The following is an 18,489-nucleotide window of genomic DNA, read 5'->3' on the forward strand; positions in this document are numbered from 1 at the left end:
CGAGTCATGGAAGAGAACAAACAGAAAGGTTTGATCGCCTATTTTGCCAATAACTCTGTCGCGGCAAACTTGCTCATGGCCTTTATATTGATCATTGGTACGGTCAGCTTCTTCTTTATCCAGCGTCAGATGTTCCCAAATATTGAAGTGAACTACATCAATGTCAGTGCTCAATATCCGGGGGCTTCACCGCAAGAGATTGAAGAAAGCATCCTGATCAAGTTAGAAGAGTCGCTCAAAGATGTTACGGGCATTAAAAAAGCCGTGTCTAGCGCTTATCGAGGCAGTGGCAACATTGAGCTAGAAATCGGTGTCGATGAAGATATTGATGCTGTGCTTGATAAAGTGAAACAGAAGGTCGATTCGACCTCTAATTTCCCAGACGCAATGGAGCCGATTCAAGTTTACCAATATGAATGGCGACAAGATGTTATTGAGATGGCGTTAGTTGGTGATAGAACCCTGCTTGAACTTAAGCCTATCGCCAAACAAATAGAAGATGAGCTTCTTCAGCTGAATAACGTTGCTCTGGTAGAGCTCGGTGCACCGGAATATGAAATTGCTGTTGAAATAGAGCCTAGAGTTCTACAAAAGTATAGCCTGACACTCAATGATGTCAGCAATGCAATCAAGCGTTACTCAGCGAACTACTCTGCTGGTGAAGTGAGAACCAATGCCGGAATGATCTCGGTTCGAATAGAGAACCAATATTACAAAGGCGAGGAGTTCAGAGCCATTCCAGTCAAGATTGGCGCAAATGGCGGTAAAGTGTTGTTGCAAGATATCGCAACGATCAAAGATGGATTTACGGAAGATGATCGATACTTCCGTTACTCAGGCCAAAACGCAATGTATCTCTCGGTTAAAGCAACCAAAGACCAAAATATGGTGACCGTTGCTGAGTCCGTCAAAGCTTACATCGAGCAGAAAAACCAAACTTTGCCGTCTGACTTAAAAATCAAAACACTGGTCGATATGACCTATTACCTTAACGCTCGCCTCGATATGATGCTCAAGAACCTATTGCAAGGTGCAGTCTTGGTTGCACTCATGCTAAGTATTTTCTTGCGCGTTAAGCTTGCCATGTGGGTGATGATAGGGCTTCCGGTGTGTTTCTTGGGCGCGGTGATGATGATGCCTGCCATTGGCGTGAGTATTAACATCATTTCTTTATTCGCATTTATCATGGTGCTCGGTATCGTTGTTGATGATGCCATCGTCATAGGGGAGAGCGCCTACAGCGAAATTGAAAAAAGTGGCGGCGGTGTAGAAAACGTTGTTCGTGGCGTAAAACGTGTCGCGATGCCAGCAACGTTTGGTGTGCTTACCACTATGGCCGTGTTTGCGCCATTTTTAATGTCAAAAGGCATAGAGAGTGCGTTCTTCTTTGGTATCGCGTCGATTGTGATTCTTTGTCTGTTCTTTAGTTTGATAGAGTCTAAGCTGATTTTGCCCTCGCACTTGGCACACTCTAAGTTTAAGCCAATCAAAAAAGGCAGTTGGCGAGATAGATTCAACACGCGCTTTTTTGGTTTTATCAATGGACCTTACAAAAGGTTTGTAAAGTGGTGTACCCACTGGCGATGGAGTGTGTTTGCCACCTTTGTTGGCGTGTTAGCGATCACCGTCGCTATGGTCATGGCAAGTTACGTCAGAATCGTACCATCACCGAAAGTGCCTCATGACTTTCCAAGCATTAAGTTGGTCATGAATGACAATGTTTCCAGTGAGCAAACCATAGAGGCGCTGAAGCTCATTGAATCGACAGTTTTAACTATTGATCAAGAGATAGAGCAAGAAACGGGTCAGAAGATGATTCGTGACATTCTTACGTTCAGCCAGGGAAGAAAAGAAGGTCGGCTTGTTATTCCGCTTGTCGATGAAGAACTCAGACCGTTTAATACCTTCGAGCTTGCAAGGCGCTGGCGTGAGCGTATGCCAAGTATTCCGGGGCTGAAAATGCTCAACGTGTCCGATAACGTCAATGACGACGAAAAGGGCGATGAGTTCGGTTTCCTACTCTATGGTTCTGATATCGAAAGTCTGAACTCGGCGGGTCGTGAATTAATCCTCAACTTGCAACAACAGAAGGGCTTGTTTGATATCTCGTCGTCCATCGATTCTGGCAGTCAGGAAGTATTACTTTCGCTCGCACCAGTCGCATACGATTTAGGATTAGATCTGTTTGATATTGCGACACAGGTGGGTGGAAGTTTCTATGGTGGCGAAGCGCAGCGAGTTTTACGCGACGGTGAAGAAATCAAAGTCATGGTTCGCTATCCGCAGTTAACCCGTGAGGCTTTCTCTTCATTACGTTATGCAGTGATCACCACGCCTGAAGGCAAGAAAGTCATGTTAGGTGATGTGGTTGAGATTAACCAGAAACCTGGTGTCAGCAGTATACGACGTGAAGGGGGCTATCGAAGTGTGTATGTCTATGGCTCGATTGATGAAGAACTTGTTGAACCGAACCAAATCGTCGAGCAAATCAATGCCGAGGTTATCCCTGATATATTGACTGCTTACCCAGGCGTTAAGAGCGAATTAGGCGGTACAATCGAGGAGCAGCAAGCTCAACAAGACGAGCAAATCATCTTCTTTATCGCAGGTATGATTATTGTTTACATACTGCTAGCCGTTCCGCTAAAGAGTTACACTCAGCCATTAATCATCATGTCGGTGATTCCATTTAGCCTAACAGGCGCAATATGGGGTCACTATTGGTTTGGCTTAGATCTCAGCATGATGTCGACATTCGGTCTTATTGCAGCGGCAGGTGTTGTGGTTAACGACTCTTTGGTTATGACTGATTACGTTAACCAAGTAAGAGCGCGCGGTGTCGCAATTAAAGAGGCGGTCATCGAAGCAGGGTGTGCTCGTTTTCGAGCGATTACACTGACTTCAATCACTACCTTTGTTGGTGTACTGCCGATAATGTTTGAAACAAGTCTGCAGGCGAAGTTTGTTATCCCAATGGCGGTGGCACTTGGCTTTGCGGTACTGTTTGCTACCTTGCTAACCCTGATACTGGTGCCGTGTTTGTATCTCATGTTAGAGGACATCAAAGGGATATTTGCAAGACTAAAGAGGCTGATAACGCGAAACAAAAGCCAAGCTGAAATCTTGTCCTAAAATAGTAAGCGGGTCGAAGTGACCCGCTTTTTTGTACCTAAATTTCCTCGTGCTTATGAACCAGCCCAAAGTCTGCGAGGACGGCATAGGCGGCTGGAATCATAAACAACACGAGTAAAGTTGAGGCGAAGATACCAAAGACTATCGAGATAACCAAAGGCTGAATAACCTGAGCCTGCAAGCTAGTTTCCGTCAATAGCGGGAGCAAACCTGCAGCGGTTGTCATTGAGGTCAGGAAGACGGCTCTAAAACGTTCTCTACTTGCCTTAACAACGGAGTCATGAACACTATCGCCTTCATCAACGTGATGGCGTATGTATTGAACGAGTAAAATCGAGTCGTTGACCACGATACCCGCCAAAGAGACAAACCCCATCATACTAGGCATGCTGAGTGAGTGACCCAGAAGAATATGCCCCCAAACCACGCCAATGAACGCCAATGGAATAGCTAACATAACAACAACGGGTTCTAGATAGCTTCTGAACTGATAACTCAGTATTGCGAACACCCCAAATAGCCCTAGCAGGAAGCCTTTACCCATTGAGGCGCCTGTCTCAGCGGTGTCTTTTGCTTCCCCTTCAAAATCAAAGCGCAATCCTGGGTACTTGGCTGTTAATTTAGGGGCTTCGTCGCGCTGGAATTGAGCAATAATTGCGGTTGAGTTCGCTTTGGTATTGTCAACGTCACCAAACACACTAATGGTTCTTAATCCGTCGATACGTTGAATTCGCACATAGTTTCGCTGGAAGTCTAGTGTCGCGATCGTTGCAAGCGGAATTTGGCTTCCATCAGACATAATGATGGGGAAATTAGCCAGTTGCTGGAGATCGCCTGCTTGCACTTTGTCTAAACGCACTTCGATTGAGATGTTTTCAACACCCACCTGAATCTCGTCTGCGGTTTGTCCAAAAAAGGCTGCACGAAGTTGGTTAGCGATCAGTTGTCCATTGATACCATACGTTTCTGCGCCCGGACGAAGCTTGACGAGTACTTCTTCTTTACCCATGCGCATATCATCGAGCACACCGTGGACACCATCAAACTCATTCAGGTACTGCTGAATATCAATCGAAGCGGCTTTCAATGCATCGAGGTCGTCGTGTTTAGCACGTATCTCAATCGCTCTTCCGCCCGGTCCCATTGTCGGCTGTTTAAAGACCAGAGAAATAGGATCTGCCAGTTCTCCGATATCTTGTCGCCAAGCCGCAATAAAGTCGTCAATTACAGTGTTTCGGCTTTCTGCACCGAGTAAATCGAGTCTTACCGTCGCAATGTGAGGGCCAGATTCGTTGGCATCCGCGTTAGCATTGAACTGACTGGTAATGTGTTGAATGAGAGGAACACCATTTTCGACTTTCTCAGTCCATTCCTTATCTAGCTTGTGCGCAGATGCAACAATTCTATCCACCACGGCCTCGGTTTGAGCCAAAGACGAACCCGGAGGAAGAATGATGCGAGCTTCCGCTATGTCTCCGTCTAACTCCGGGAAGGGTTGGAACTTAAGCAGTCCTCCCGCTATTGTCGCGACCGAGACAAGAAGTAGCGCAACGACACCACCTAAGAAGGCATATCGAAACTCAACAACTTTCTCTACCGCGTTAACTAACGTGGTGTTTCTAAAGTTCTCAAATCTATCGAGCAGTTTCTTCTTAAACTTCGCTGGTGGCTTCTCTTTTTTCTCTTTATGTAGAGAGTGAGAGAGGTGATTAGGCAGAATTAGGAAAGCTTCGACCAAGCTCAGCGTTAAGACCAGAATTAGCACTTGAGGGACGGCTTTTAGCACGGCGCCCATTTCACCCTGCAAGAATAATAGACTGCCGAAGATACAGACCGTGGTTAAGAATGAAGAGATAACGCCCGGGAGCACTTTCTTCACGCCCTTAATCACCGCATTGTCGACGTCTTCTCCTCTGTCCAAGTGCGCTGCGATTGACTCTGCAATAACAATTGCATCATCCATCATAATACCGATTGCCATCAGTAGACCGACTAAAGACATGATATTAATGGAAAGACCTAACTGCGCCATCAGGAATAAACCACCAAGGAAAGCGACAGGTAAGCCCGCAGCAACCCAGAAAGAGTAGCGCAAACTAAAGAATAGCCACATCGTTGCGAAGACAAGAATGATACCCTGCCAACCGTTACTGACCATCATGGTTAATCGGTCCCAAAGCACAGAAGAGAGATCGTTAGTCAGCTCTAACTTGACACCATCCGGCGCGATAGCTTGTTGCTCTTCGACAAATTGAGCCACACGTTCTTTAATCCGTAACGCATCATCCTCTTTGTTCTTACTGACTTTAAGCAGGGCGGAAGGGTGTCCATCGAATAATACCTTCTGCTCATCGAGCTCAAAGCGATCTGTGATGGTCGCAATGTCTTTAAGGCGGATCAGTGAGCCGTTTGGACCAGAACCAACGACAATACTTTCCAGTTGCTGCGGTGTAATACGTCTTTCATCAAAGCGAATCAAAAAGTTTTTGTCTGGCGTCTCTACATTACCGCTCGGCAGCTTGATGTTTTGACGACCTATCTGCGTCGCAATATCACCAACACTTAAACCTAACTGACGCATTGCTTGAGAGTCTAACTCGACGCGAAACTGGTGATCAGAAAAACCAGCCACATCGACAAGAGATACGTCGTAGTCAAGTTTTAACGTTCGTTTAAGCTGTTCTGCATAGGCTTTAAGCTCAGGCCATGTGGTATCGGCTGTGATAGCGACATCTACAACAGGTTCGTTCCAATCGAGTTCTTGAACAACCGGAGACTCGATTTCTTGTGGGAAGTCATTGATGGAGTTGATCTGTGTTTGCACATCAACCAGCATACGACCGATGTCTGCTTTCTCGTTCAGTTTAAGGATTAGTCTCGCAGAGCCCTCAATTGCCTCACACTGGGTCTCTTCGATGTTGGCAAGACCGTCGACCGCATCTTCCATTCGAACACAGATGCTTTCTTCTACTTCTTGTGGTGAAGCGCCTGGGTAAACGACGCCCGCCATGATGTAGGGAGGATCAAACTCAGGGAAGGTTTCCCTTTTGATATTGGGCAGCGATGTAATACCCAAAACGAGCAAACCGAGCATCAGCAAGTTGGCTGCTGTCGGGTGTTTAGCGAAGAATCGAATCATTGCGCTGACTCCTCTTTAGTCGCCGTTGCCTCTTTAAGCAGCATGCCATTGATCGCAGGCAGTAGGTCATTCAGGATTAGCTTGTCACCTTGGTTCAGGTCACCATCAATAATGACTTGATTGCCGCGACGGTAAAGGACAGTGACAGGCTGAATTGTCAGCTTATTGGCTTCATCCATTAGGTAGATTTTGTCGCCATGAAGTGCACGCTCAGGAATCACCCAGCTTGGATTTGCTTGACCTTCGATAAACGCACGTACAAACATCCCATTCACGAGTGGGGGGACGCTGTTAGGGTTTAGATTGCGGTAGTCTTGCTGAATCTCCAATATAACCCCAGCGGTCGCTTGGTTGGGGTCGACGGTTTCACTGATTCGGCTAACCTTTGCAGGCCAAGTTGCTTTCATGTTACCGCTGCTCAGTTCAATACTGGCGTTGATAAATGTCATGTCTGGTTGAGGGATACCAGACTCATCACGATTGAACTCACCTAAGCTTGACGCAAGGGTGTGCATATCATGAATTGAAAGTTGGGCTTCTACTTCCATCACATCCATGCCATGCGCTGTGACCATGGTTTGCTGTAGATTCACCACTTGATTTTGTTCGATATCAACGGCGGCAATGCGCAAGTCGTAAGGCAGCTTGATGATGGTTTTTTCTAATGAGCGGTGTGCCTCTTCAACCTTAGAGGTGTTGACTTTGACCAAGGCTTCAGCGACTCGTTTTTCATCGGGCATCAATCCGATTTGGTTTTCGATATCGAGTACCAGTTTTCGTTGCGATAAAGCACTTTGTTCTTGCTGGTCAACATCAGATTGCGAAGTGAGCCCTTTTTTGCGCAGGTTCTGTTTACGTTGTAGCTCTTTGTTTGAGATAACCAGACGATTGCTTTCAATTTTGAGTGTCTGTTTAAGATTATCTTCTTCTTGGTAAAGCTTAGCTAAAGAGGTTTGAGCAGATTTGAGGTCAGCTTGAGCTTGTACCAGTTTCAACTCGTAATCGAGTGGGTCGATACGCAGGATTTCTGTCCCTGCCTGAAGCACTTGTCCTTTCTCTAGCCTAGGGTGGCGATAAACAATTTTGCCCGTCACTTCTGCTATCGCTTTCCATTCGATTTTTGGCGCAACTTTACCAAAACCGATCGCTTTAGGTGCCATTGCGCGCAACTCTAGAGGTGTCGTTTCTACCAATCGCGCTCGGTCACCCGCGGGTTTAACCGGTAGATCGGGCTTCATTTTTACTGCTAACACTAAGGCGATGACACCAACGGCTAGCGCTGGAAAAAACAGTAGCTTCTTATTCATTTTCATCATTGTTGTTCCTGCTGGTCGTTGGACGTAAGAAATCCATGTGTCATTAATTTGATATTGTGTTCAAACAGTTGGTTGAGAAACTCTTCATTCAGCTCAATCCCGTGAACGGCAAGTAGGGCTGGGGGAGCAATAAAAGGAAAGACCATCAAGCTAATATAAGAGACTTTACAAAGTTTAGGGTCTGCATCTGCTCTCAATATTTTGCTGTCGACAAGCTTTTCAAACATCACCATTTGCATTGGCTGGCTGATGTCGAAAAAGACCTTTTCTAGTAATTTCCTTTGTGTATCAGTTGCGTCCATATGCATAACTTGAGCGACTAAGCGGGGGAACTGAGGCACTTTGATCATTTCGCGATAATAGGTTCGCATAATATCGAGAAAGTTCTTTTGTGAGCTGTCTTTAACCAGAATGTCCATCTGCTGTTTCATTGGTGCGAGGGTTTCTCGCAACATGGTTTCGAACAGACCTTCTTTATTGCCAAAGTAGTAACGGATCATTGCTACGTTGACGCCCGCTCGATTGGCAACAAGGCGCGTTGATACCTTGTCATAAGGCATAACCGTAAAGAGTTCGCGAGCGTGATGAATCAAATTTTGCCGAGCGTCAATGCTGTCACTGGGACGACCCGCTTTTCTCGTTGTCGTTGCCACGCTTATTACCTCAAAATTAAACATTCGATTAATTATAGAGTGCATGCTAAGTATTCGATATGACTTAAATTAATCAATATTTAAACAAGTGATTAATTAGTGGGCTTGTTGAGATAAGTAAAAATAGCGGACAGAAAAATGCCCGCATAGCAGCTACTAAGCGGGCGAAAAGTCAAAAATAGTTGTTGTATATTTGGAAGTTGTTGGTTCTATATCCATATCTGAGCTGTTATGAAGAATCTGTGGTTATTAGCAGTTCTTTATATCAGTGTAACCAATGCTGCTTAAGTTAACACTTTTGTCATGAGCTGATAATTATTAAAAGTGCAAAGATAATTTTCACTTATGAAATGTACGGGCTACAGCTAGAAAGCCCCTTTTTGAAGTGATCTTCGTGCTATAGTGTTGGCAAATCAAGTAGTACAGGTGTTGATGGCTATGCCTATTTTCAGAACCTTTTTTAAGCGCAGAGCGCTGCGGAAAATGATTGCTCAGATGACCCCCGCTTTAATTAAGGGGTATGGGTCACGAGACTTTTACTCTGCTGGTCAAGTTTTTCAGGCCGCAAGCTCCGTTGAGACTTCCAAACGTTACTTTCACTATAACCTTGCGTTGTTTTGTAATGAGCTCACTAGCGAGCAAAGTGACAAGTTTGAACTTAGCCAATCTCAGTTAGATGCTTTACGCAAAGAACTAAGCCATAAAATCTTCGCTGGAGCGGAGTATACGGCGATGGATGTGCTCAAGCTAGCGAGCCCTTCTTCTTGGAAAGGCGGAAGCATAGAAGACAGCATGGCGAATCACTATGGAATGAATAGCCGTTACTAAGCAGTAAGCTTGACCGAAAAAGGATTAATACAGTGGTATTAATCCTTTTTTCGTTATTACTTCAGTTCTAAAGGCTTCCACTTCATCGTTTTATTGCCTTCGAGCAAAGCCAATATAGACTGTGGCTCAAGCTTGTATTTGTCTAGTTCAACTTCTTTGTCTGAGAAGTTAGCAATTATCTTACTGCCATCAGAAAAGGTCGTTTGCTGTACCTTGCCATCTTCCGTTAACCACTCAAAACGGTTTAACTGCTTATCCCAAAGCGCCTGATGTAGAGGCTTAAAACCTGATTGGTAGTGTTTAAGCTGCACCAATCTCTTGCTGTTTGGTGACAAAGCTTCGTCTCTACTGAGATGAACCATCGCGGGAACATTGTAAAGCATAGCTGTTAGGTCACGCTCGATTTTAACATCGCTGAATTTGAGACTATCAGAGTGCCAATGGTGACTGTTTATCACCTCATCGTGAAAGACGGCTTGGTAGAGCGGAATACGATATTGAGGAGCAAAGAGTAAGGTTTTATAGGGCTCTTTAACTTTTGCTGGCTTGAAAAAGAAATCTGGCTTGTGATCTGGATACCAACGTCCCAGGTAGTAGGGTGAGTGAGTATCGCGTTTCATCTCTTTATCACTCCAACCAAACCCAATCGTTTCTAAACCATGAGCAAAAGCAATGCCTGAGGTGGTGAGTGCGTTACCATCTTCTGAACCGAGTACGACGTTGTTATTGTCGGCAATAGACCGCATTCGTGAATTAAACCCGCGTAGCATATCAGATTCGCTTGTCTTCAAGTTGTAGTCCTCACGTGCCATTGCAGTGGCATCGACATCAATGAACAAACTATCAAACTGACCAAAATGGAGAATGTCTGAAATTCGTTTGCTTACGTATTCTGTTTCACAAAGTGGGTTGAGATAATAGCCGTTACCACGAAAGCCTTTCTTCTTTGAACCATCTGCAAGTTCGATAGCGCATGTGTTGCGAATTTGGTCAGGGAGCTGTGCAGTAAGCCATCCATCATTGAGCCCAAGTGGTATCGCAGTATTGTATGAATCATAAGTACCGACTAAATAGCCGGCTTGCTTGGCTCGTTGAATGACTTCTGGTTGGTAGAAGGCGGGCATCCAGTTATCAAAACCGAGCCATAAGTGGGTTAAACCTGACGATTTAAGGTTTTTTACCATATCGGTTGAGATAGCTTGTCCCCATCGCTGTGGATCAATGAGGTATTGTCCAGCGTGAATGCTTAGCCATTGTTTCTTTTGCTGAGCGGTTTTAAATTGCGCTTCAATGGCATTGTTGACCATAGTTGGGGCTGGGGCGTTAAACTTTGTATTAAGGGCGAGGTTGATAGAGTCTACCAGCAACTGTTTGTGATAGTGACTCAGCCAATCCTTGCCTTTGACCAGACCTTGCAACTCTTTTCTGGCTGATTTTTCTATCGCAAGCTGAGCGCGCTTAAACAACCACGAGTGTAAACCCCACCAATCAGTGACGTCTTGAACACTAATTCCATCGGAACCAAATAGATACACTTGGCTAGCGCCAACAAGCTTTTCGATGTTTGGGTTAGCTTGCTTTTTCTCGGCCAGAGTAGAGCTAAAGTCATTACTGATTCGCCACTGGCGATACTGCTTTGCTCCACTTAACCAATCATCACCAATGCTAACGGAGAAAGTGAAAGGCTGTTTAGAATTGAGGGAGGTAAATTGATGCGCAGCTCTCATATCGAGTTTGTCAGCGACTTGGGGAAAAGATAGCGCGTTATTGGTTGCTGTTACCATGTGCCAGCTAATGTATTGAGAGCCCTGCTTAGCGGTCCAAAAAGGCATTTTTAGATCTTGAGTGGTGTTAGAGCCATCACGGCTCTCAGATAGGTATTTGATCCATTCAGGGCTTGAGGTTGGAACCCGCATACCTTCACTAAAAGGTAAATAGAGCTCCTGTGCATCTTCTTCCGCTAGGTTATACCAACTCAGGGTAATGGGCTGGTCTCTTATCACGGTTTGATTTTCAGCAAGGCGGAAAGACAAGCTCAGAGTTGACGCTAATTTTGCATCTACTCTGATGTTGCTCGGTTTTAAAATCCATTGAAAGTGAGTGTTAGAAAGCTGCTCTAGCTTTACGGCCTGCTGACTGACACCATCAATTTGCAGACCTGCTTGGTTGACCGATTGATTGTTCCACTTTATCGCCAGTGAGTTAGGTTCGATGTTCACTGATTGCGAGTCAGTTATGAGTGAGATGCTGTCAACTGATGATGTAGCCAGTGAAGCAGATGATAACAATAGGCTAGCTATGGTTGATAGGATTAAGGTGGTTGGTTTATAAGGCATATTTTACGTCGTGTTGTTTTCAATATGCCTATTACACATTAGCGGATGTTTAAATTTGTCACCTATTTGTCTCTATTAGAGAAGGGCAACGAGATTCGATGAATATACTCAACTTTTACTCCAGGCTGGTACTCAAAAATGAGTGTGGAGGCACTTAAGTGGCGAGCATTGGGTGGGGGTTGCAGTTGCTCTAGAGTTATCTTCTTGCTCGTCACTTCTAGTGCTTTTTTGTTCTTTACTTGATTGTACTCGGAATCAAACCATTGGAGATTCACAACCGGTTTCGCACAGCCGTTATTTAGTTGAGGAAGGCTCGCTTGAATCACAGAACTATCCATTGTTGAACGATTAAGCCAGTGGTTGCTATCGTAACGAGAAACAACAACAGGCAACTCGTTGCGATTGTATTTTAAATAGTAGACTCCCGCCTCAGGAGAAGTAATGAGTTCGTTGGTTTCCCATTCCTGATAATTCTTGTGAGGTTCAACCTCTCCAGATAATAGAGATATTCCTTGTGGGGTGACGAGCGAGAAATGACCACCTTGTTGTGTTTCTTCTGTCGAGACCTTAATTTGGTAGCCGCTGCTAGAGAAACCGCTACGACTGATAAAAGAGAGTGTTAACCGAGGAGGCATCGCAGACAAACTTGTATCAAGCTGATGACCGCAGTTTGATTGTGCCAATATGGCTTCTTTAACGGGTTGCCAATGTATGGGGTCAATGTGATTCTGACTCAGTGCTAGAGTGAGTTCTTGCCATGCTCGTCTCGGCTGCTTTTCGAGTAGAGCCTCCATGGTCGATTGCATTGGCGTATTGCGGAACCACGTAGCGTCGTTTGCCGAACAAAAAGGAGTAACGAAAGCAATCAGCAGTGGTGTCACTATCCAAGTCTTATAACTCATGAGTTTTCCACCAATCGATATCCTACACCGCGATGTGTTTCTATCTCTAAACACGGTAAGGTATTACGTAGCTTTAAGATATGGTTGTCTACGGTTCGGGTTGTGGGAAAGGCTTGGTAACCCCAGACCTTATTAAGTAGCTCTTCACGATGGAAAACACGACCTTGATTTTGAATTAAGAGAACGAGAAGTTGAAACTCCTTCGGTTTCAGGGTGACTGGTTTATCTTGGTCGAGCACCTGTCGCATAGATACATCAATAGAAAGGGTTTTATAAGCGATCGTACTTGAGCCCAGAGGACGAAGTTGGGTAACGATACGGGCTAAGAGTTCTTCTTGTGCAAAGGGCTTAGTCATATAGTCTTTCGCACCACACATTAGCCCTTCAACGCGTTGCTCAACCTCGATTTTGGCTGTTAGCACAATGACAGGCAGTGCCTTCGTTTGTAACCAAGTGGGTAAGTGATTAAGGCTGTCGCCATCTTGAAGTTGGCGATCTAAAATCACGAGATCAGCACTAAACCAATGTTTTCCTGCCTCTTTAGCGTTGGTAACCCAAGTACAATGATACCCATTGGATTGTAAGAAGGTTTGGACTCCTTGACCGAGTAGTTGATCATCTTCAACTAGCAGGATTGAATTCATAGAGGCAGCTCCAAAGTAATACGTGTTGGGTTGGTGTTGATGATGACTTTTCCACCGAGGTGTGACATCAGGTGGCGAACCAAACTCAGACCGATGCCCATATTGCTGTCTTGATTGGTGTTTTGCTTCATTCTTATACGGTTCCAATAGGAAGGAAATTGCCCAGTATCGGTAACGGTAATACAGAGCTTCTCATTGACAGAAACATGGATTTTAATCGGAGCCTTACCATGCTGTTTGGCATTCATTATTAGGTTGTTCAAACAGATGGTAAGCCAGTAGAAGGGAAGTGTGAGTTGCTTGTCTTCATCCAAATCGAATTCAACGCCCTGTCCAGAGCAAGTATGTTCTAACCATTCACTCAAATAGGCTTCTTGATTGGCATCGTTGTAGTTTTCTTTTGAACTCAAGTAGCCCTTGCTGGCTTCGGTGAGTTGCGCTAGGCGTTGGTAGTCTTCCAATAAACGCCACATAGCCTGTTGTGAGTTATCATTCAGCGAATCAAACTCTTGGCGAAAAAGGTCGACTGTCATGCCTAGGCTCGCAATAGGAGTACGTAGTTCATGTGTCAGTAACTGTAAGATAAAACGTTTGTTGCGATTTTGCTGACGTTTTAGATAAAGAGTGCGAGCTAACAATAAAGCCAAAACTAAAGAGAAGATGGAAGCGAGTATCGCTGCAATATATCCATTGGACTGAGCTTTAGCGATACACAAGTTGCTGTAGCGAAAATCACACTGGTTGCCATTAATCGTGATCGCAAACTGCTGTGCAACAGGCTGCCAATCTTTGTTTGGAATCTTTTTCCAACCCTGCTCTCCATTTAGCCATAGCGCATCGGGTTCTAGCCAAGCTCGGTAACCTTTCAGTAACGCGTCTCGTCCAGAATCTGAAATCTGATTAAATACATTTCGTAGTGGATGTGATGGATTGTCACCGGATAACCAAAGCGCAAGTTGGCCGTTAACTGGTTTGATGTTTTCGAAGTAGCGCTCGACAAAAGTGCCTCCAGCTGGGTGGCGTTTCGGGTTTTCCTCAAACCACGAGTCAGGGATCGCTTTCTCGTTGCAAACATAAAGCTCAAACTCAACCGCGCTTTCTAGAGTTGGATTATAGGCAGAAGGCGTCTGACACTGTTGTTTGATTGTTGAAAGCACCTCAATGTCTGCCCACGAAAACTGGCTAAAATCAGGATATTGACTCTCTGATGTCAGTAGGTCACTTGGATAACGCGACAGTTCTTCTTGCGACAGAGTCAATTGAGCATTGGACCAACTACTTTGGTAAAACTGCTGCCATGTTTGCTGCAAAGATGCCTTAGCATCGAAAGCAAACAAGACGAAGAAGAAAGTAGCGTATAAGCGTAGGGGCATTAAAAACCATTAACCAAATGAAGGGGCTCCCACAAATGTTAGCGACTTTTTAGCGAGATTTGTAACCTCAGTGTCAACAAAATATACGCGGACTATAATTCAGCATATTTTTCGGCTAATTGCGCAATGGGCATTGGTCTTTCGATTAGGTAACCTTGCAATACATCACAGCCATAATCGATCAGTACCGTTTTTTGTGCTTCTGTCTCTACACCTTCAGCGACAACTCTCATACTTGCGGATTGCGCAATGGCGAGAATAGCTTTGACTAGAGAGTCACTCTGCTCAGAGCTCAACATCTTATCGACAAAGACTCGGTCAATTTTGAGTTCGTCCAACGGCAGGTTACTCAAATAACTTAGCGATGAATAACCGGTACCAAAGTCATCGAGAGAAATCGTAAAGCCAAGCTCTTTGATCTGATTAATAATCGGTGTCACTTTTGGAAGGTCGCTAATCAAGACGTTTTCCGTTATCTCAAGCGTAATTCGGTTACTTGGTAAGTGGTTCTCTTCTATCGCTCTTTTTAGCTGGCTAATGAAAGCTTTATCCATCAACTGCATTGGGGAGATATTAATCGATAGGGTAGAGTTGTAATCTGGAGACGGAAAAACGCTGGCAAATTCTTCGCAGGCTTTATTGAGCACAAACTCTCCGATCTGACCTATGAGTCCAATCTCTTCGGCGAGAGAGATAAACTCCAGTGGAGACACATTGCCTAGGTGAGGGTTGTGCCAACGTAGCAGGCTTTCCACCCCATGCAGCTCACCTGTTTGGGCAGTGACTTGAGGTTGATAGCTTACGGTCAGTTCGTCACGTTCAATAGCTTCACGTAACTCTCTCTCAAGCAAGAAATCGTACTGTACTTGTTTGTTGATTGAACTATCGAAGAATAGGACATCACCTTTTTGCCGCGCTTTAGATTTGTAGAGAACAATGTCGGCCTTTGATATTAATTCTTCAGGCTCGTCTCCATCGGACGGATACATGGAGACGCCAATAGAACAACTAGCAAAAATAACCTTACCGTCGATAACAAATTGTTGTTTGAACACATTTTTTATCTTGTCGACTTTAGCTTCGGTTTCAGAAAGATTTTTTAGGTTGGAAAAACAAAAGATAAACTCGTCACCACCAAAGCGAGCAACGAAATCATTTGGCCCTAAAAACTCATCAAATTTCTTACCGATCTCGCTGAGTAATTTGTCACCCGCACTGTGTCCGTATAAATCATTTACTTTCTTAAAGTCGTCTAGATCGACAAACATCACTGCCAATTGACAACACGCTGCTTCTGAAAGTTGAATTCCTTGTCGAATATTATTGTGAAGCTGGGCTCGGTTAGGCAGTCCGGTTAGTTCGTCGTGACACGCCATGTATTCGAGTTTGTCCTTGGTATCTTGTAAATCATCAAAATCGCGGTTAATTCTTTTTTCAAATCGCTTGAATCGATTAGCGATAAGTCGGCTAAGCACTAGAGACAAAGCAGCGACAACGAATATTGTGAACCCACCAATGACTAGCATCTGGTGTAGCGTTTCTTGCTGCTCTTGGTCAGCTTGTTGAGCACGGCTGGCTAAAAACTGATTATTTAATTCGTTGTAGATGCCTGCGCCAATTGTCCAACCCCAGTTTTCATCTTTGACGACGTAACTAGTTTTAGAGTAGTTAGAGATATTAGAAGGGCCAACAGGCGCGATGTATTTCACAATGCCCCTGTTGGTTTCCATAATACGTTTCGCGCCTTCCTTGACTTCTTCACTACCAATATCAAAGATGCTTTTGCCAATTAACGACTGATCTAAATGAGAGAGAACTTGACCGTTCTCATCAACAACAAAGACATAGCCGTGCTCACCAAATCTTAAGTTTCTTAGCCATTCGAGCGAAGTCGCTTTGATGTCATTTTCCACGTCGACAACATAGTCACCCGTGCCAATAAACCAATCATAGGGTGCAAAGTATTTACCGAAACCAATTTTTTCAAACTCATGATTCTTGTTATTGGGTTTTACAAACCACCAGCGATAGAAATCCTCGCCTTTAGCTTTAACTTGTTCGCCCATTTCACGGACAATGTAGCTACCGCGAACGTCTCTGAAATCCCATAAAGATGTCCCTTCCACTCTAGGGAGCAGAGGGTGCATCACATTGAGGCCTTCCGTTTTATAGATAAAGAAGTAACCGCGCCCGTTATTGAAGCGAATATCTCTTAAGGCGTCAGTGATGAGCTTAGTGACTTGTTTTTCTGGGAGTTGTTTGTTGTTTTCGTAGATGCGAGTGGCAATAGCGTGCGCTTCGTAGATTCGTTCTTTAATCGTACTTTCTAGTTGTTGTTCTGTTTGGTCACGGGCGAACTCAATTTGCTCAAGGACGTACTCTACGCGGTTGGTCAATTCGACAAGCTGTCTTTGCTCGTAATCCTGTTGAAGTGAAGCGAGATCTTCTTGAGAGCTTAGGATGGTGTCTCTAACGGTAAACAAAACCCATAACAGGGTGAAAAAGGCAACGATAGTAGCGGGAGCATACGTAATAAGGTTGATCAGTTTTTTGTCCGTTAGCTTGCTCATATCGCTCCTTGAGATGGTTCGCTCTGTTGGACAGTATAGCGCCATTGACTTTATAGTTTTATTTACATTCTGCAAAATTATTGATTGTTATCGAAATTTGAGAGTTAGCCATAACAAACTAGCTGCTTAATATTAAGACAATCTGGAGACATTCACGTTATGTAGACCATACTTACTGAACCTTATCCTTTAGAGTGAGTCTCGGTGAAAAGAGCAGTTATTTGGTTTATCGTATTCATTCCAGCACTGGCTTGGGTGAGCCTGTCGTTCTACGAATCAACGTGGTGGATAGAAAATATCGTCGCATTTCCGGCGATCTTTCTGCTTGTATATTGGGTCATGAGTGTTGGCTTCTGTCTCGGAAAACATTGGCTGCAAGCGTGCGTTTGCTTGGTCGTTTCTGGCGTGTTCTTTTTGCTCACACCTAAGTCGAACCGTGTGCTCACTGCCAATTGCGTCAATCCAATCACCGTGACGCAATTTAATCTTTACTACGAGAACGACAATGTAAACGGGTTTATTAACTATTTGCTCGCCAACCCAAGTGATTTAGTGGTTCTACAAGAAGTTGCTCCAGAAATAGGCGAGAAACTTAAAACCCTTGATGATGTGTACCCTTATTACTACGGTGGTCAGGAGGGAATAGGGTATCCGTCAAGCCAAATGGTACTGAGCCGTTCACCACTGAAAGATATGTCGGTTTTTCTCACGCCGGATGAACAAGCGATTATCCGGGGCAAATGGCATCCTAATAAACATGTTGATCTCACTCTGATGGTGGCTCATCCCACCTCACCGAGGACCAAAGCGCTATGGTATCGACGCAATGCCATTATTCGCACCATTGAGTCTTTAAATCAGCTTTATCCAAGTGACGAGGTGTTGGTTGTCGGAGACTTTAATCTCTCTTCGGCGAGCCTTCGGTTTGGTAAGATGTTTCCCAGTTTTCAAACTGCTCCTGTAGCGAGTTGGCCAAATTGGGTAAATCAGTTTCAAACTCCAGATTTTACGATGATTGCAATCGATCATTTATGGCTAAAGTCGAGTCAAACCGGCAGAAGGATTTGCGAGCGTAGAAGTGTCGAAAAGCCGAATGGCTCCGATCATAAGATGGTGTTGACGAAAATTGGTTATTGATATCGATTCTCACTTGCAAACAGAGTATGCTTGCTCGCCTAATTGTTTTTTGCCAAGGGAAAGGATGCTCACTATGAGTAATTTAGCCATCACAGAAATCAAATCGTTTATTCCAAGTAAAGACTTCGATGAGTCACAACGATTTTATCAGGCTCTGGGCTTTGAGGTCGCTTCAGTTTTTGGTGATGTTGCTTACTTAAGGCGTGAAGGCCACGCTTTTCTGCTGCAAAACTACTATAACGTTGAGCATGCAGAAAACACCATGATGCACTTACTGGTTGAAGATGCGAATAGCTGGTTTAGTCATGTTAAAGACTCGCAGATAGAGCAAAACTTTAGTTGTAAAGTGACTGACTTGATAGAGCAGCCGTGGGGAATGCTGGAGTTCTGCGTAATTGATCCATCAGGCGTATTGTGGAGAATTGCGCAAAATATTCGCTAATTTTATATCAGTTGAAG

Annotated in this window: 12 protein-coding genes; 4 read left to right on the forward strand and 8 right to left on the reverse strand. The window is 44.5% G+C overall.

Features of this window, described 5'->3' with window-relative positions; all coding sequences use genetic code 11:
* The first annotated feature begins 6 nt into the window (after positions 1–6).
* Positions 7–3,132 (forward strand): efflux RND transporter permease subunit, encoded by a 3,126-nt coding sequence (locus IX91_RS18105; protein ID WP_004749430.1) that lies wholly within the window; start codon positions 7–9, stop codon positions 3,130–3,132.
* Between the two features lie 37 nt (positions 3,133–3,169).
* Here IX91_RS18105 and IX91_RS18110 read toward each other — a convergent pair whose 3' ends face one another.
* The 3 genes from IX91_RS18110 to IX91_RS18120 are packed head-to-tail and all read right to left on the reverse strand — an operon-like array spanning position 3,170 to position 8,240.
* Positions 3,170–6,271, reverse strand: a complete 3,102-nt coding sequence (locus IX91_RS18110) for an efflux RND transporter permease subunit (protein WP_004748625.1) — start codon at positions 6,269–6,271, stop codon at positions 3,170–3,172.
* Positions 6,268–7,584, reverse strand: a complete 1,317-nt coding sequence (locus IX91_RS18115) for an efflux RND transporter periplasmic adaptor subunit (RefSeq protein WP_004748626.1) — start codon at positions 7,582–7,584, stop codon at positions 6,268–6,270. The genes IX91_RS18110 and IX91_RS18115 overlap by 4 nt, the downstream gene beginning before the upstream one ends.
* Positions 7,584–8,240, reverse strand: a complete 657-nt coding sequence (locus IX91_RS18120) for a TetR/AcrR family transcriptional regulator (protein WP_004748627.1) — start codon at positions 8,238–8,240, stop codon at positions 7,584–7,586. The genes IX91_RS18115 and IX91_RS18120 overlap by 1 nt, the downstream gene beginning before the upstream one ends.
* Positions 8,241–8,735: 495 nt before the next feature.
* On the opposite strand from IX91_RS18120, the gene IX91_RS18125 reads away from it, so the two are divergent.
* Complete coding sequence (locus IX91_RS18125) at positions 8,736–9,068, forward strand: DUF6559 family protein (RefSeq protein WP_236642967.1); 333 nt, start codon at positions 8,736–8,738, stop codon at positions 9,066–9,068.
* A gap of 56 nt (positions 9,069–9,124) precedes the next feature.
* Here IX91_RS18125 and IX91_RS18130 read toward each other — a convergent pair whose 3' ends face one another.
* The 5 genes from IX91_RS18130 to IX91_RS18150 all read right to left on the reverse strand — a co-directional run bounded on the left by IX91_RS18130 (position 9,125) and on the right by IX91_RS18150 (position 16,893).
* The gene (locus IX91_RS18130; RefSeq protein ID WP_004748629.1) at positions 9,125–11,404 is read right to left on the reverse strand and encodes a glycoside hydrolase; all 2,280 of its coding nucleotides are present in this window, start codon (positions 11,402–11,404) and stop codon (positions 9,125–9,127) included.
* Between the two features lie 62 nt (positions 11,405–11,466).
* Entirely contained in the window at positions 11,467–12,306 is an 840-nt protein-coding gene (locus tag IX91_RS18135) for a DUF2861 family protein (RefSeq protein WP_004748630.1), read from the reverse strand.
* Positions 12,303–12,950, reverse strand: coding sequence for a response regulator transcription factor (locus IX91_RS18140; protein WP_004748631.1), 648 nt, complete (start codon positions 12,948–12,950; stop codon positions 12,303–12,305). Before IX91_RS18140 ends, IX91_RS18135 begins: the two co-directional genes overlap by 4 nt.
* The gene (locus tag IX91_RS18145) at positions 12,947–14,323 is read right to left on the reverse strand and encodes an ATP-binding protein (protein WP_004748632.1); all 1,377 of its coding nucleotides are present in this window, start codon (positions 14,321–14,323) and stop codon (positions 12,947–12,949) included. Before IX91_RS18145 ends, IX91_RS18140 begins: the two co-directional genes overlap by 4 nt.
* Before the next feature lie 92 nt (positions 14,324–14,415).
* Positions 14,416–16,893, reverse strand: a complete 2,478-nt coding sequence (locus IX91_RS18150; protein ID WP_004748633.1) for a bifunctional diguanylate cyclase/phosphodiesterase — start codon at positions 16,891–16,893, stop codon at positions 14,416–14,418.
* A gap of 204 nt (positions 16,894–17,097) precedes the next feature.
* On the opposite strand from IX91_RS18150, the gene IX91_RS18155 reads away from it, so the two are divergent.
* Together IX91_RS18155 and IX91_RS18160 are read left to right on the forward strand one after the other, a co-directional pair.
* Positions 17,098–18,030 carry an endonuclease/exonuclease/phosphatase family protein gene (locus IX91_RS18155; RefSeq protein WP_004749429.1) on the forward strand — a complete coding sequence of 311 codons (933 nt, stop codon included), beginning with the start codon at positions 17,098–17,100 and terminating at the stop codon, positions 18,028–18,030.
* A gap of 73 nt (positions 18,031–18,103) precedes the next feature.
* Positions 18,104–18,472 carry a VOC family protein gene (locus IX91_RS18160; RefSeq protein ID WP_004743029.1) on the forward strand — a complete coding sequence of 123 codons (369 nt, stop codon included), beginning with the start codon at positions 18,104–18,106 and terminating at the stop codon, positions 18,470–18,472.
* The last annotated feature ends 17 nt before the right edge of the window (positions 18,473–18,489 follow it).

It is taken from the genome of Vibrio tubiashii ATCC 19109 (assembly GCF_000772105.1).
GTDB lineage: Bacteria > Pseudomonadota > Gammaproteobacteria > Enterobacterales > Vibrionaceae > Vibrio > Vibrio tubiashii.

Bases quoted from the DNA above. Each gene is read 5' to 3' on its own strand.
- IX91_RS18140 (WP_004748631.1), bottom strand. From the start codon at position 12,950: ATGAATTCAATCCTGCTAGTTGAAGATGATCAACTACTCGGTCAAGGA.
- IX91_RS18115 (WP_004748626.1), bottom strand. From the start codon at position 7,584: ATGAAAATGAATAAGAAGCTACTGTTTTTTCCAGCGCTAGCCGTTGGT.
- IX91_RS18125 (WP_236642967.1), top strand. From the start codon at position 8,736: ATGACCCCCGCTTTAATTAAGGGGTATGGGTCACGAGACTTTTACTCT.
- IX91_RS18160 (WP_004743029.1), top strand. From the start codon at position 18,104: ATGAGTAATTTAGCCATCACAGAAATCAAATCGTTTATTCCAAGTAAA.
- IX91_RS18150 (WP_004748633.1), bottom strand. From the start codon at position 16,893: ATGAGCAAGCTAACGGACAAAAAACTGATCAACCTTATTACGTATGCT.
- IX91_RS18145 (WP_004748632.1), bottom strand. From the start codon at position 14,323: ATGCCCCTACGCTTATACGCTACTTTCTTCTTCGTCTTGTTTGCTTTC.
- IX91_RS18105 (WP_004749430.1), top strand. From the start codon at position 7: ATGGAAGAGAACAAACAGAAAGGTTTGATCGCCTATTTTGCCAATAAC.
- IX91_RS18110 (WP_004748625.1), bottom strand. From the start codon at position 6,271: ATGATTCGATTCTTCGCTAAACACCCGACAGCAGCCAACTTGCTGATG.
- IX91_RS18135 (WP_004748630.1), bottom strand. From the start codon at position 12,306: ATGAGTTATAAGACTTGGATAGTGACACCACTGCTGATTGCTTTCGTT.
- IX91_RS18130 (WP_004748629.1), bottom strand. From the start codon at position 11,404: ATGCCTTATAAACCAACCACCTTAATCCTATCAACCATAGCTAGCCTA.